Source organism: Amycolatopsis sp. WAC 04197 (assembly GCF_003947475.1).
Lineage (GTDB): Bacteria > Actinomycetota > Actinomycetes > Mycobacteriales > Pseudonocardiaceae > Amycolatopsis > Amycolatopsis japonica.
In genome coordinates this window covers 109,712-123,601 of sequence record NZ_QHJK01000012.1, presented here as the reverse complement: position 1 = coordinate 123,601, position 13,890 = coordinate 109,712, and the positions used below count along the sequence as shown (strand labels likewise).

11 protein-coding genes are annotated in these 13,890 nt (G+C 69.0%); 5 read left to right on the top strand and 6 right to left on the bottom strand.

The window, feature by feature from the left end; genetic code table 11:
* Positions 1-132 precede the first annotated feature (132 nt).
* Positions 133-1,365 carry a PP2C family protein-serine/threonine phosphatase gene (locus DMC64_RS36795; RefSeq protein ID WP_125737265.1) on the top strand — a complete coding sequence of 411 codons (1,233 nt, stop codon included), beginning with the start codon at positions 133-135 and terminating at the stop codon, positions 1,363-1,365.
* A gap of 16 nt (positions 1,366-1,381) precedes the next feature.
* On the opposite strand, the gene DMC64_RS36790 is transcribed toward DMC64_RS36795, so the two are convergent.
* Complete coding sequence (locus DMC64_RS36790) at positions 1,382-2,872, bottom strand: carboxylesterase/lipase family protein (protein WP_125737264.1); 1,491 nt, start codon at positions 2,870-2,872, stop codon at positions 1,382-1,384.
* A 92-nt stretch (positions 2,873-2,964) separates the two neighbouring features.
* On the opposite strand from DMC64_RS36790, the gene DMC64_RS36785 reads away from it, so the two are divergent.
* Complete coding sequence (locus DMC64_RS36785; protein ID WP_125737263.1) at positions 2,965-3,564, top strand: TetR/AcrR family transcriptional regulator; 600 nt, start codon at positions 2,965-2,967, stop codon at positions 3,562-3,564.
* A 121-nt stretch (positions 3,565-3,685) separates the two neighbouring features.
* Entirely contained in the window at positions 3,686-4,192 is a 507-nt protein-coding gene (locus DMC64_RS36780) for an O-acetyl-ADP-ribose deacetylase (protein WP_125737262.1), read from the top strand.
* A gap of 58 nt (positions 4,193-4,250) precedes the next feature.
* Here DMC64_RS36780 and DMC64_RS36775 read toward each other — a convergent pair whose 3' ends face one another.
* On the bottom strand, positions 4,251-4,877 hold the full coding sequence (locus DMC64_RS36775) for a helix-turn-helix domain-containing protein (protein WP_125737261.1): 627 nt from the start codon (positions 4,875-4,877) through the stop codon (positions 4,251-4,253).
* A gap of 67 nt (positions 4,878-4,944) precedes the next feature.
* Here DMC64_RS36775 and DMC64_RS36770 point away from each other — a divergent pair, with 67 nt between their 5' ends.
* Positions 4,945-5,826: an alpha/beta fold hydrolase gene (locus DMC64_RS36770; protein WP_125737260.1), complete on the top strand. Its 882-nt coding sequence runs from the start codon at positions 4,945-4,947 to the stop codon at positions 5,824-5,826.
* Here the strand turns inward: DMC64_RS36770 and DMC64_RS36765 are convergent.
* From DMC64_RS36765 to DMC64_RS36750, 4 genes are all read right to left on the bottom strand, one after another.
* Positions 5,823-6,191 carry a VOC family protein gene (locus DMC64_RS36765; protein WP_125737259.1) on the bottom strand — a complete coding sequence of 123 codons (369 nt, stop codon included), beginning with the start codon at positions 6,189-6,191 and terminating at the stop codon, positions 5,823-5,825. The two genes, DMC64_RS36770 and DMC64_RS36765, sit on opposite strands and share 4 nt — an antisense overlap.
* A gap of 84 nt (positions 6,192-6,275) precedes the next feature.
* On the bottom strand, positions 6,276-7,091 hold the full coding sequence (locus DMC64_RS36760) for a serine hydrolase (protein ID WP_125737258.1): 816 nt from the start codon (positions 7,089-7,091) through the stop codon (positions 6,276-6,278).
* An 84-nt stretch (positions 7,092-7,175) separates the two neighbouring features.
* Positions 7,176-12,050 carry an RHS repeat-associated core domain-containing protein gene (locus DMC64_RS36755; protein WP_233629947.1) on the bottom strand — a complete coding sequence of 1,625 codons (4,875 nt, stop codon included), beginning with the start codon at positions 12,048-12,050 and terminating at the stop codon, positions 7,176-7,178.
* Between the two features lie 168 nt (positions 12,051-12,218).
* Positions 12,219-12,848: a helix-turn-helix domain-containing protein gene (locus DMC64_RS36750; protein ID WP_037342904.1), complete on the bottom strand. Its 630-nt coding sequence runs from the start codon at positions 12,846-12,848 to the stop codon at positions 12,219-12,221.
* A 151-nt stretch (positions 12,849-12,999) separates the two neighbouring features.
* Here DMC64_RS36750 and DMC64_RS36745 point away from each other — a divergent pair, with 151 nt between their 5' ends.
* Positions 13,000-13,878, top strand: coding sequence for a VCBS repeat-containing protein (locus DMC64_RS36745; protein WP_125737257.1), 879 nt, complete (start codon positions 13,000-13,002; stop codon positions 13,876-13,878).
* Positions 13,879-13,890 lie beyond the last annotated feature (12 nt).

Genomic DNA, 13,890 nt, shown 5'->3' with positions numbered 1-13,890 from the left:
TCGCATCCTTATGCTGAACTGTCAGCTCAGCTCACCGCGGCACGTCCTGCGACCGGTCCGACGGAGCGGTGCGGACTCATTCCCGTGTACTCGATCCGAGGGCCGGGTTTCGGGCGAGCGGAAGGCAACCCGGTGGACAGATCCTTGGCAGTCGAGCGTGTCCTGCGTGGCGTCCAGCCGCATGCGCTGCTCGACGGGCTGCGCGCGGCGTTGAGCGAACACTTCGGCGCGGGCGACGTCGAACTGCTGATGGCCGACTACAGTCTCACCGAACTGCGGCGAGTGACCGTCCTGCCGTACACGACCGAGCCCATGCCGGTGGCCGGCACCACGGCGGGTGAGGCCTTCACCAGCCAGTCGGCGACGTTCGAACGCGGCGAAGACGGTATCCGCGCCAACCTCCCGGTCACCGTGCGCGGCGATCGGCTGGGCGTCCTGGCCGTCACGCTGCCCGAAGAGCCGGAACCGCCGGTGTGGGCCGAACTCGGCCGGTTCGCCGAGGCGCTCGGGCACGAGGTCTTCCTCGCCGACCGGGACACCGATCTGTACGTGCAGGCCCGCCGCTCGTCCCGGCTGACGCTCGCCGCGGAGATGCAGTGGCAGCTGCTCCCCGGTCGCGCGTGCAGCCGGCCCGAATTCGCGCTCGGCGGCCAGCTGGAACCCGCCTACGCCATCTACGGCGACTGCTTCGACTGGTCGGCCTCCGCCCGCACCTTGGCGGTCACGCTGGTCAACGGCATGGGTGAGGGAAGCAGCGCCGCCCTGCTGACCAACCTCGCCGTCAACGCGCTGCGCAACGCCCGCCGCGCCGGGATTCCCCTGGAAGCACAGGCGGAACTCGCCGACCAAGCCATCTACGCGCAGCACCGCGGTCAGGAACACGTCGCCACGCTCCTGCTGGAATTCGACCTCGCGACCGGGGGGATCACCGCCGTCGACGCGGGCTCGCCGCGCCTCTGGCGGCTACGCGACGGCAAAGCGGAACGCGTCCATTTCGACGAACAGCTTCCCCTCGGCACCTTCGAAGACACCCAGTACGCCGCCGAAACCCTGCAGGCCCTGCCAGGCGACCGGTTCGTCTTCGTCAGCGACGGCGTGTACAACGCGGCCGGACCCCACGGCGAGCTTTATGGCGACAGCGAACTGACCCAGGCCATCCTCACGACCGCGGACCTGCCGGCGGCGCATGTTCCGAGCGCGGTTCTCGCCGAACTGCACGATCGGCGTCACGGCGGGCTGGCCGCCGACGACGCCATGGTCGTCTGCCTCGACTGGTTCGGCTCGAACCCCAGCGCCGACCGGGAATCCGACGTCGCTTCCGCGACCGTCGAGGACACATCGGTCCGAGTGGCGGCGTCGCGGTAGGAACCGGCCCGGACGATCACGAGAGATCGAAGGGGGCGGGGGAGTGGCCTTCCCAGATGCGGCGGGACGCCTGTTCGGGGTAGGGGAGGGTCTTCGACTCGGTGTCCAGGACACGGGTGAGGTGCTCGCCGGGCCGGTGGGCGGGCCAGCCCGCGTCGCCGGTGGTGACGAAGCGGACCCATGTCTGCTGGAGTTCGCGGGAGAGCGCGACGGCGTCGGGAGTGGGTTCCTCGCCGATGAGCTGGGTGCCGACGGGGCTGTTCAGCGTGCCGAACGCCAGGGGAACGTCGAGGCTGTGGCAGGCGCCGAGGATGCCGTCGAGGGCGGGTGCGACCCAGCACAGTTCGAACAGGTAGGAGGTGCCGCCTGCCGCGGTGTTCGCCTCGGCCAGCTGCTGTGACGGCATGCGGAAGAGGGCGTCGGAGTACAGCGTCTCCACCAGTTCCTCCGGGCTCGCTCGCGGGAACGCGGCCCGGTAGGCCTGCGCGCCGTCCGGCCGCGGGGCGTGCAGTCGCAGTGCGGCGTGGGTGTCCTCCTCGGTGAAGGTGCCGTGCCGTCCGCTGATGACGCTGAAGTACCGGAATTCGTCCCTGGTGTGGCCGACGAGCAGTTCGGTCCCGCTCGCGCGCCCGCCGGTCAGCGCGGGCCACGGCGTTTCCGGGAGGACCTCACCGTCGACGACGGGGCACAGCGCGGTGCCGGTCTCCGTGAGGCGTCCCCAGCTCTCCCGGTGCGCGTGGAGGCCGGCGTTGAAGGAGGTGAGCTCGGCGGCCAGGCGCCATGGGTCGATGTCGCGCAGGGCCTCGGCGGTGGGGGCCGTCGCGCCGACCCGGTCCGCGAACGCGGCGGTGACTCGCCGTGCCAGCGCGGGCGTGTTGTGCAGCCCCGGGACCGAATGGGCGATGGCCCGCCGGAACAGGCCGCGCGCGGACTTCATCGTCAGCAGGGCGGCGACCGAGCCCGCCCCGGCGGACACCCCGCCCACGGTGACCCGGCCGGGGTCGCCTCCGAAGGCGGCGATGTTGCGCTGCACCCATTCCAGCGCCGCGATCTGGTCGAGGAAGCCGCGGTTGGGCGGCGCGTCGTCGAGGAAGGCGAATCCCTCCGCGCCCACGCGGCAGTTGATGGTCACCACCACGACTCCGGCCTCGGCGAGTACCGCCGGGTCGTACATCGGGTCGCTCGACGCCGCCGAGAGGTAGCCGCCCACGGGGATCCACACCAGCACCGGTAGTCCCGCAGCGCCGGGATCCGGAGTGCCGACGTTGAGCGTCAGCCAGTCGGTGCCCTGCGGGGGCACGTCTATCGGCAGGGACAGCGGCACCACGGGGCCGAACTCGACCGCCTGCCTCGTCCCTTCCCAGCGGTGCGGCGGCGCGGGCGCGGCGAAACGGAGCTGTCCGACCGGGGGCTGGGCGTAGGGGATACCGCGGAACACCACGTGCCCCTCCCGCCGGAGCCCCTGCACCACGCCTTCCGTGGTCCGCACCTTCGGCTGTTCGGCCATGACGATTCCTTCCCCTCGAGCGAACCCAGGATTATGGGTCAGGTGTATTATGTCAACTGTATTGGAACAGCAGGAGCGGGAAAGGCCGGGCGATGCCGAAACAGGTGGATCACCGCGGACGCCGCGAAGCGATCGCCCGTGCACTGTGGCGGGTGGTGGAGCAGCGCGGCGTCACACAGCTGACGATGCGCGTGGTGGCGCAGGAGGCGGGTATGTCACTCGGGCAGCTGCAGCACTACTTCGCCGCCCGGACCGACATGCTCTCCTTCGCCATGGATTTCGCGTCCGAGCAGACCTCGATGCGCGTACGCCAGGGGATCGAGAAGCTCGGAGACCGTCCGCACCCTCGTGACGTGCTGCGATTGACGCTCGCGGAAATGCTCCCCCTGCACGCCGACGCCCGCGCGACCAGCCGGATGAGCACCGCCTACGTCCTGGAGGCATTGCACGACGAGGCCGTGCACGAACAGGCGCGCCGCGGCCTCGTCCAAGGGCGGGCGCTCGTCGAGCAGTTGGTCCGCCAGGCGATCGCCGACGGGCACATCGACTCCGGCCGCGACCCGGCGGCCGAGACCAACCTGCTCCTCGCCCTCACCGGCTTCGCCTCCCTGCTCGAACTCGACGTGATCAAGCCCCAGGACGCGATCGCCGCGATCGACGTGCATCTGGACCGGCTGTTCAGGAGTACGTGACCGCTGTTGTGCCGCGGGTGTTCGCTCGACGCTGAAGGCAGCCGGTTCGGTTCGCGACAAGCGGACAATGACGTGCTCCATTCGACTCATGCGCGCACCGTGCCGATGGCACCATCCGGCTATGGTCGACATTCAGGTAGTGCGTGGTGATATCACCGAAGAGAATGTGGACGCCGTGGTGACCGCTGCCAACGAGTCGTTGCTCGGCGGCGGCGGAGTCGATGGGGCCATCCATCGGGCGGCAGGATCTCGGCTGGCCGAGGCGGGTGTTGCCATCGGGCCGTGCCTGCCCGGTGACGCGATGGCAACCCCGGCCTTCGATCTCGACCCGCCCATTCGCCATGTCATCCACACGGTGGGGCCGGTCTGGGAAGGCGGTGACCAAGGCGAGGCGGAGATCCTCGCCTCGTGTTACCGCCGAAGCGTTCAAGTCGCGGATGAGCTGGGTGCCCGCAGCATGGCCTTCCCCGCCATCGCCACCGGTGTCTACGGATATCCCGCCGACCAGGCGGCGCACATCGCGATCGCCACCCTGAGGTCCACGCCGACTCGCGTCAGGCAGATCCGGCTGGTCGCGTTCGACCAAGACGTCTATGAGCACCTCGCTGCCGTAATGCGAGAACAATAGGCCGCCGTCCTCGACGTCCCTTTCGCGCTACATTTCCCGCGTCTTGACTCCGACCCCGTCAGGCGGCGAAGACCGCCCGAACGACGGACTCGTCGCCATCGATCTCGACCAGGCCGAGCGCGCGGGCGTCTTCGAGAGTGAGGGCGCCCGCGGCGAGTCCGAGGACGCAGGCGGGGACGGCGCGAACGGTGGCGTCGAGTTCGCGGCCGTCGTGTGGGTCGACCTCGAAGCCGGAGCGCGTCGCGCGGAGCTGGTAGGGCGGGCCGCCGATCTCGAGGCCGATCGTCACCGCGGAGCGGACCTTCACCCGAGTGACGAGCAAGGCGGGAAGGGCGAGCGCGAGCCACTCCGGGCGGAACGAGTCGTCTCCGGGGCCGCGGGTCATCAACGGGGCGGACCAGCGGATCAGGCTCTCGATCGGCTCGCGAAGTTCGGCGCCCCACGGCGTGAGGGCGTACTCGACCACGCTGCCCGAGCCGGCCAGCCGCCGCTCGACCACACCCGAGGACTCCAGGTCACGGAGCCGGTCGGCGAGGAGGTTGGTCGCGATACCGGGCAGGCCGTCGAGCAGCTCCCGGTACCGGGCGGGGCCGATGAGGAGCTGGCGGACGATGAGCAGATTCCACCGATCGCCCACGACTTCGAGGGAACGGGCGAGCCCGCAGTACTGGCCGTAGCTCCGCATCGAGTTCCCTCTGCTTGTTTTTCTCAAGTGCGCGTGACAAGCTCAAGTCTACCGGAGAGGGGTCGCCATGTCGGATGTCACCGCGAACGTGAGGCCCTCCTGGGTCGACGACAACCTGTTCCCGTTCGAGAGCCGTTTCGTCGACATCGACGGGAACACCGTCCACTACGTCGACGAGGGATCCGGCCCCACACTTCTGTTCCTGCACGGCAACCCGACCTGGTCGTTCCTTTGGCGCGACGTGATCCGCGCGCTGCGCGAAGACTTCCGGTGCGTCGCCCTCGACTACCCGGGCTTCGGCTTGTCGACACCGAAGCCCGGATACCGTTACTGGCCCGAGGAACACGCCGACGTGGTCACCGCGTTCGTCGACGCGCTCGGCCTCGAGGACGTCACTCTGGTCGGGCAGGACTGGGGCGGCCTGATCGGCCTGGCCACCGTGCAGCGGCGGCCTGACGTCTTCACCCGGCTGGTGCTCGCCAACACCTGGGCCTGGCCGGTCGACGGCGTCTTCCACTTCGAGTATTTTTCCCGGATCTTCGGCGGCCCTCCTGGCCGTTTTCTGGCCAGGCGACTGAACTTCGTCGTCAACATGTTCGTCCCGTTAGGACATCGACGACGCAAGCCGACCGCACTCGAGATGGCGCATTACCGGCGGCCCATGGACATTCCTGAGCGGCGCCGGGCCTCCGCCATGTTCCCGCATCGGGTCCTCGCCAGCCGCGACTTCTTCGCCGAGATCGAGGCCGGGCTCGCGGACATCGCCCACTTCCCGACGCTGATCGTATGGGGCGACAAGGACATCGCATTCCGTCGCCAGGAACGTGAACGCCTGGAAGCCACTTTCATCGACCACACGACCGTGATCGTCGAAGGCGCCGGCACCTACGTGGAATCCGACGCGCCCGAGGAGTTCGTCGCCGCGTTCCGCGACTGGGCGGCGTCTTAGGCGCGGTCGTGGAGGGTGATCCGGTAGCCGTCGGGGTCGGCGAAGGTGAACGTCCGGCCGAAGGGGCCGTCGATCGGCGCGGAGACGATGGTGTGCCCGCCGGCGACGAGCGCGTCGTGAATGGCCTGGACATCCGTGGCGTGGAGCCAGATCGCGGCGCCGATACCAGGCTGCGCGACGGATTCGAGGTCCGTGCCGGGAATGACCTCGCGGAGCGCGAAAGCGATCGGCTTCGTCTCGAAGACGACGGCGTGCGGAGGTCCGGCCGGTGAGCGGACGAGGCCTAGGTACTGCTCGTAGAACGCCTGCGAAGCGTCGAGATCACGCGCTTGCAGCGAGATGAAATCCGGGCCGGTGGCGGGCATGGTCGTGCTCCTTTTCCTCGTGTCAGTATCCTGACATAGCCGAGGGTATGTCAGGATGCTGACACGAGTCAAGGTGGGCGCCGGTCAGCCCTTGAAGTAGCCCTTGAACAGGATCTCGCTGATCTTGGTGGTGGTCTCCTGCCCGGTTTCGAAGCCGTTCTGGATGACCTTGGTGTTGTTCATCAACGCGAGGGTGTACCGCTCGTGCGGCCCGACGAAGCCGACCGAGTTCATGATCCAGGAGCCGTCGTCGTTGTCGTCGGACCAGCCGTCCTTGTTGCCCGGGCGGGCGGCGGGGCCGGCGCCCCAGACGCCCCACTGCTGGTTGACGTCGACGGTGCGCATCTCGTGGACGATGTAGTCGCGGTGATGGCGGGGGAGCTTCGTCAGGACGTGGTTGATCAGCCGGTCCAGGTCGTTCGCGGTGGTCAGGATCCAGCCCCAGTGATGCGGGTGCTGGTCGGTGAACCGCATGTCGGTCATCCCGTAGGACGGGAAGCGCCGCGCGAATTCGGCCTCGCCGCCGTAGCGGGTCCACAGGGTGTGGGCGGCGGCGTCGTCACTGGAGTTGAGCATGCGGTGCATCAGGTCGCGGTCTTCCGCGGTCAGCTGGACGGCGCCGGAATCGTTGCGCAGCAACAGATCGACGACCATGGCCAGCTTCGGCGTGGAACAGGCCCAGATGAGGGTCCCGGCGTCCGCGCTCCGGTAGACGGCGCCGGTCCACCGGTCCCGCAGGACGATCCCGGTGTCACCGGGCCTGCTGTCGGCGTAGGCCTGGGCACGGATGATGCGGGCTTGGAGTTCCCGGTCGAAGCGGGTCGTCGCGCCCGCGGGCGTGGCAGGTGTCAAGGCCAATACCACCAGCATCGCGGTCAGGACGGCGGAAAGTCTCTTCATGCGTTCCCCAGGTTTTCGGTAGTGGTTCTTCCTGAGGGACAAGACGTTCGCGGGCGGCGGAGGTTGTCACGGCCGGGCGTACGGTCACAGCGGCGGGTCGAACTTGCCGCTGATCGTGTCCATCTTCGTGCCCACAGGCGGGAATTTCGTCAGGAAGTCGTCCTTCATCCGGAAATCGATGAACTTCTGCAGATCGGGTGTCAGGTTCTTGTATTCGGCGTTGAGCACGACGTGGTCCCGGATGCCGCGCTCTTCCGGGTTGACGGCGTCCTTCCATTTGACCTTGTCGCTGGCGGTGACCGAGTAGTCCACCTCCAGGCGCCCGGCCTCTTGCCGGAACTCCGCCGGCGTCTTGTTGATACCCAACGCGTTCAGCTTTCGCTGCAGCTCCGGATCCTTCATTCCGCCGACGGCTTCCTTGACCTGGCCGATCTTGATGTCGGCCTCCTTGAGCTTCCCCTCGAAGTTGCCCGACATCTGGGCGTTCGCCTTGCGGGACAGGGTGGTCATGTTGTCCGCGGTGCCGGAGCCGCCGAGCACCTGGTTCTGCAGGTGGCCCTTGATGAAGTAGCCGTTGGGATGGTCGGGTTTGTAGCCGATCTTGTCGTTGGGGTCGGACGAGCGCAGCTTGTCGAGCTCGGCCCGCAGGCGCGGATCGTAGTTCGAGTGGCCCTTGCCGTTCAGGCCGTCGACGTCGGTGAGGTGGTTGCCCGCGGGATCGGTCCCGCCCGGGTATTCGCCCTTTCCGGAGCCGTCGAGCGTTCCCTTGCCCTCCTTGCCGCCGCCCTCCATCACCGTGCGGCCGGAATCGCCGTGCGACTTGTTGGCGTCGCCGGTGATCGGGGGTTCGTGCCTGCCCGTCTTGGGCTTCTTGGCGAAACCGGCGCCGTTGCCCGCGTTGCCCGCCCCCGGGTTCTGGTTCGCCGCGGGCCGCTTGGCTTTCTTGCACGGGGCCGGGGCGTTGAAGGTGGAGTCGTCGTCGAGGTAGGCGTACGGGTCGTCGGCGTAGTTGGTCTGCTTGCCGGAGTTCCTGGTCAGGCCGAGCGGGTCGGCCTCGAGGAACGGATCGTCGACGTAGGTCTCCGGATTCGGCCCGGGGGTCAGGCCGAGCGGGTCCGGCGAGATGTAGCGCGCGTTGACCGGGTCGTAGTAGCGGAAGAGGTTGAAATACAGCCCGGTTTCCGCGTCGTGGAACTGGCCGGGGAACCGGAGCGGCGTCTCCGGGCGGGTGCCGGGGGCGACGAGGCCCCAGACGCTCGTCCGGACCGGGCTGACCCGGCCGTCCACCGGGCCGACCAGCTCCGTGGGGGTGCCGATCTCGTCGGTGATCACCGCGGCGACCTCGGTGCGGCCGTCGGGCAGGGTGCGCGCCTGCGCCACCACGCGATCCCCGTACGGATGGCGGATCCAGGTCAGGGTCTCCACCGGGGCACCGCCGAAGGTGTGCCGGGCTTCGACGAGGTCGTTGCCGTCCCAAGTGAAATCGACCCGTTCGGCGACCGCGCCCGTGAAGTCCAGCCGCTCCTTGGCCACGCGCCGGTCCAGCGCGTCGTAGCGATAGCGCCACCGGGCGCCGTCCGGCGTGTGCACGGTGACCAGGTGGTCGTGCGCGTCCCAGCCGAACACCCAGGTCAGCTCGGTCCCGTCCGGGGCGGGCAGGGTCCGCCGGATCAGCCTGCCCTGCCCGTCGTGGACGTAACGCGCCACACCCGGGCCGAGCGACGAAGAGAGCAGATTGCCGAGCACGTCGTAGGCGTAGTGCTCCGCAGCGCCGTGATGGTGCGCCGCGGTGACCCGGCCCGCGTAGTCGTACTCGTAGCGCACTCCGCCCGCCGGGTCCTCCCGCGCGGCGACGCTGCCGTCCGGCCGCCGGTGGTAGCGCTTGGTGCCGGCCGGGGTGTGCTGCGCGACGAGCCTGCCAGCCGGGTCGAATTCCTGCCGCAGCAAAGGATTCACTCCGGCGGAGACGGCGACCGTGCGCCCGGCGGCGTCTTCGCGCAAGGTCAGTTCGGTGCCCGCGATCCGCAGCAGCTCCGCCCCGTCGTCGGTCTGTCCCCAATGGACGTCCACTCCGGACGGAGTGCGCATGGTCTTGGTGCGGGTGGAATAACCGACGGCGGTGTCCCCGGCCGTGCCCGCCTGGCGGACGACCCGGCCCGCCTCGTCGTGTTCCAGCTCGACGACGCCGTCCGGGCCGGTGGCGCGCACGAGACGCCCCACCGGGTCGTAACGGTAGGTCTCGGTGCCCGACGGGCTGATCCGCTCGATCGGGTTGCCGAGCAGGTCGTACCGCCACTCCACGGTCTCACCGGCGGCGTTGACCCGCCGCACCCGCTGCCCGGCGGCGTCGTAATCGCACCGGGTGATCCGGCCCGCGAAATCCTGCTGGGTGAGCAGCCGTCCTTCGGCGTCGTAGGTGAAGTGCCACGTCTGCCCGGCGGGGTTGGTCACCGCGACGAGCCGCAATTCGGTGTCGTAGCGCCAAAGGGTGCGCGCGCCGCCGGGGTCGATCGTGGCGGTGATCGTGCCCATCGGGCCGTTCTCGGTACGGGTCGTCCTGCCGAGTTCGTCGATGCGGGCGGTTTCCCGGCTCTCGCCGTCGAAGGCCCACCGGCGGCGGGTCCCGTTCGCGGCGACGACCTCCCGCAGGGAACCTTCCACCGTCCACGCGTACGTCGTCCGGCCGCCGGCCTCCTCGACCGCGCGCGGCCGCCCGAAGAGATCGACCTCGAGCCGGGGCACCTCGTCACCCGGGGCGGGATCGTCGACGTAGGAGTCCTCGAGGTGCTGGTCCTCGGTGACGCCGAGCGGGTCCGTGTACGGATCCGGCACGTTCGGGGCCGTGTACCGCCGCCGGAACACCCGGTCGCCGTCGGTCACCTCGATCGCGAGCTCGGTGTGGGTCCATTCCGTGAGCACCACGCGCGAGCCGTCGGCGCGGAGCACCGAGCGGAGCCGCCCGGCCGCGTCGTGCTCGAACTCCGTCCGCCTGCCGAGCTGGTCGGTGCGGTTGAGCAGCACGTCGCGCGGACCGTACTCGCTCCGGATCACGCCGCCGAGCCGGTCGGTCAGCCCCGCGGTGTTCCCGTCCTCGTCGAACTCGTACACCGTCCGAAGGCCGAAGGAATCGGTGACCGTGGTGGTCCGCTCGCCGTAGCCGAGCGAGGTGTCGAGGTAGCCCTGATCCCCGACGCCCCGGACACAGCGGCCGTGCTCGTCGTAGACGTAGCGGTACCAGGCGCCGCTGTGGTCGGTCCAGCCGGTGATCCGGCCCTCGGCGTCGTGGCTGTAGCGGGCCGGATGGGGCGAGGAATTCGTGCGGACACTGAGATGTCCGCGCGTGTCGTAGTCGTAGCGGGCGACGGGGACTTCGGTGGCTTCGCCCAGCGCGCGGATGGCGCGGATCCGGCCGTCGGAGACGTCGAAGGCGATCCACGCGCCGCCGAAGTGCCTGAGCCTGGCGGGCGCGCCGTCGTCGTCGTGCTCCAGCTCGACGTAGGCGTGCTCCTCGGTGCGGATCTCCTTGAGCAGGAACAGACCCGGGTCGCCTTCGGCCGGGACGAACCGGCGTTCGGTGCCGCGTCCCGGATCCGTCAGGAAGTACTCGGCGCCCTCGCCGCGCAGCCGTCGCGGCGGGCCGTGCACGGCGGTGGCCTCCGTTCCCGGCGCGGGCACCGGGAACCGCAGGATCATCGCGTCGGCGGAGTAATAGGTGACCGTCCCGTTCGCGACGGTCAGCCGCTCGTCCACCAGGGTCGCCCACGACGGGCCGAACCAGCGGCCGCCCCGGTAGGACGAGACGTGGTTGCGGACCACGAGCTGGCCCAGCGGTCCCGGCACGACCAGATCGCTTTCGGTGACCAGCACGTCCCCGCTCTGGACGTCGATCGGGTCACCGCTGCCTTCCTTGCAGCCCGGTTCGTTGGTCTCGGTCCGATCCCGTTTGCCTCCACCGCCTTTCGCGCCGGAGGTGGTGGTCGAGCCGTCGCCGTGCGAACCGTCGATGCCGCGCGAGTTGTCCGGCGGGTCGTTCTTCGGCGGCGGGTCGTTCTTGGGTGGCGGGTCGTTCTTCGGCGGGTCGTTCTTCGGGGAGGAGTGGTCGCCCGACGGCGTGGTGGAGTCGTCGCCGCCCTTGTCCTTGTCCTTGGGCGGTCCCTTGGGCTTCGTGTCCAGGTCCTTGGGCTTGCCTGAGGGAGTGACCTTGCCGCCCTTGAGGTTCTTCAACGCCTTCGCCGCGTCGTCGAACAGGTCCCCGGCCTTCTTCAGCAGCGGGACCAGCGCCTTGAGCGCCTTCACCAGTTTGGTCGTCAGGTCGGTGATCTTCGCCGCCGTCTTCGCCACGGCCGCCACCACCTGCGGCACCACCCAGGTCAGCCCGATGCCGAGGGTGAACACCACCTGCAGCGCCCACGAGATCAGATGCCCGATGAGCTCGGCGATGATGTCGCGCACCAGGGTCCGCACCGCGGCGACGACCTCGCCCGCGGTCTTCACCCCGGACGACGCGCCTTCGGATCCCTTTTGCGCGGATTGGATGACGGTGGCGGTGTCGGTCGCTTGTTTGCGGTAGGCGTCGGCCGCCTCGCCCTTCCACGACTCGATGTCCTTCTTGACCAGGACGGTCAGTTCCTCGCTGACCTCGCCCAGTTCCTTGGCCACGTTCGCCCACGTCTGCGCTTGCGCCTGAACCTCGTCGGCGTTGCCCGCCAACGCGTCCAGCGCGTCCTTGAGCGGGCCGACGTGCTCCATCAGCCACGACACCCCGGCCGCCAGGATCGCGCCGAACGGGTCCAGCGCCATCGACAGCGCGTCCAGCGCGGTCCCGACCGCGCCCATCGCGACGCCCGCCCAGTCCCCGGATTCGATCGCCGTCTTCAGCCCGTCCGCGGTCTCCAGCAACGAGACGCCGGTGAACCACTTCGTCGAATCCTGAGTGGGCGCGATCAACGGATTGGACACGCGACTTGCCTCGCTTCAAGGTGATCGGGACGCCGGGGTGACAACCTTGTCATTCAATCATCCCGAGCACGACCGGATCCGGCGCCCTGTGCCGGGATCGCCGGTGGGACGGGGTAAGTCTGCCCGAATGGGCAAGCGGCCCGAACGTTCGAAAACCGCGTTGTGCGCTCAAAGGGACATTGGCGACATGGTGTCGGCTTTGCGCACCAGCGCCGCGCCGAGCGTGCGGGCGGTGCGGGCGACGGTTTCGGACAGCGCGGCGAGCGGCTGCCGCGGCGCGAGCACGGCCGCGATCGAACCGACCGCGCGACCGGTCGGCAACCTGATGGCCGCTTCGATGGCGACGAGTTCGTGTTCCGCCTGCCAGACGGGGCAGAACCGGCCGATGCGCTGCGGCACGGTCGATCCAGGGCGGAAAAGGAGGTGATCCTCCGGCCGGGCAAGACTGGCGGCGGCGATCAGGAAGTGCCCGTCGCAGGGCACGGCGAGCACCGAACTGGCTCGCGTCGTCGCGGTCAGGCGCCGGAGCTCGCCGCGGGCCAGTTCCAGCAGACGTGGATAGGGTTGCCACGATTGGCCGAGCCGGAATGCCTGCGCGCCGACGCGATAGCGGTTTTCGCTGCGCTGGACAACCTCCAGCGCGGTCAATTGCTCGAGTAATCGATGTGCCGTCGCTTTCGGTATCGAGCACGAATTCGCCAGCTGGGTCAATCCCGCTTCACCTTGATGTCGTACCAAGGCATCCAATAGGGTGAAAGCGCCTTCGAGGACGCTTCTCGGTCTTCTCTTGGTCTCCATTGAAATCCCCTCGCGCGGTCCACTGGACGGAAACCTTGCTGACAAGGCCAACACGTCGGTGTCAGGGTGGAACGGTCCCGGTGCGTATCTTCGGTCAAAAAGCGCGAACTGGGAAGAGTGCATCCACCGAACGGAAAGAGGTTCGAGCAAAATGCGAAGATCCATTCGGCTGGGGACGGCGCTGGCCGGTCTGCTCGCCGGTCTGCTCGTGGCACCCGCGGCGGGCGCGGACGAGGGCGACGTCCGGATCGCCGCCTCGCCACCGTCGCAGAAGACCGCGGCGGACTTCGACGGCGACGGGTTCGCGGACAAGGCGGTTTGGCGCCCTGGCAACGGTGTCTGGTATGTGATCCGCAGCAGCGACGGCGGCGTGGTGACGCAGCAGTGGGGCGTCTCGGGTGACGTGCCGGTCGCCGCCGACTACGACGGTGACCACCGGGCCGACTTCGCCGTATGGCGGCCGGCCAACGGTATTTGGTACATCATCCAGAGCAGCAACGGCGCGGTGGTGACCCAGCAGTGGGGCGTGGCGGGCGACGTTCCGTTGACCGGCGATTTCAATGCCGACGGCCGCTCCGATTTCGCCGTCTGGCGACCGAGTAATGGGACCTGGTACGTGCTGGGTATCGCCACCGTGCAATGGGGCGTCGCCGGTGATGTTCCGGTCGCGGACGATTTCGACGCGGACGGCCGAACCGACTTCACCGTTTGGCGGCCCAGCGACGGGGTCTGGTACGTACGGGGAATCGCGACCCAGCAATGGGGCACCGTGGGCGACATTCCGGTGGCCGGCGATTTCAACGCCGACGGCCGGGCCGATTTCGCCGTTTGGCGCCCGGGTAACGGCGTCTGGTACGTGCTCGGTATCGCCACCCAGCAATGGGGTGTGGCGGGCGACGTGCCCCTGGGCGGCGATTTCGGCGGCGACCCGCGGGCGGACTTCGTGGTGTGGCGCCCATCGAACGGGACCTGGTACGGCCTGAACCTGTTCACCACCCAATGGGGGACGGCGGGCGACATCCCGGTCTGAGCGGTGTGAACG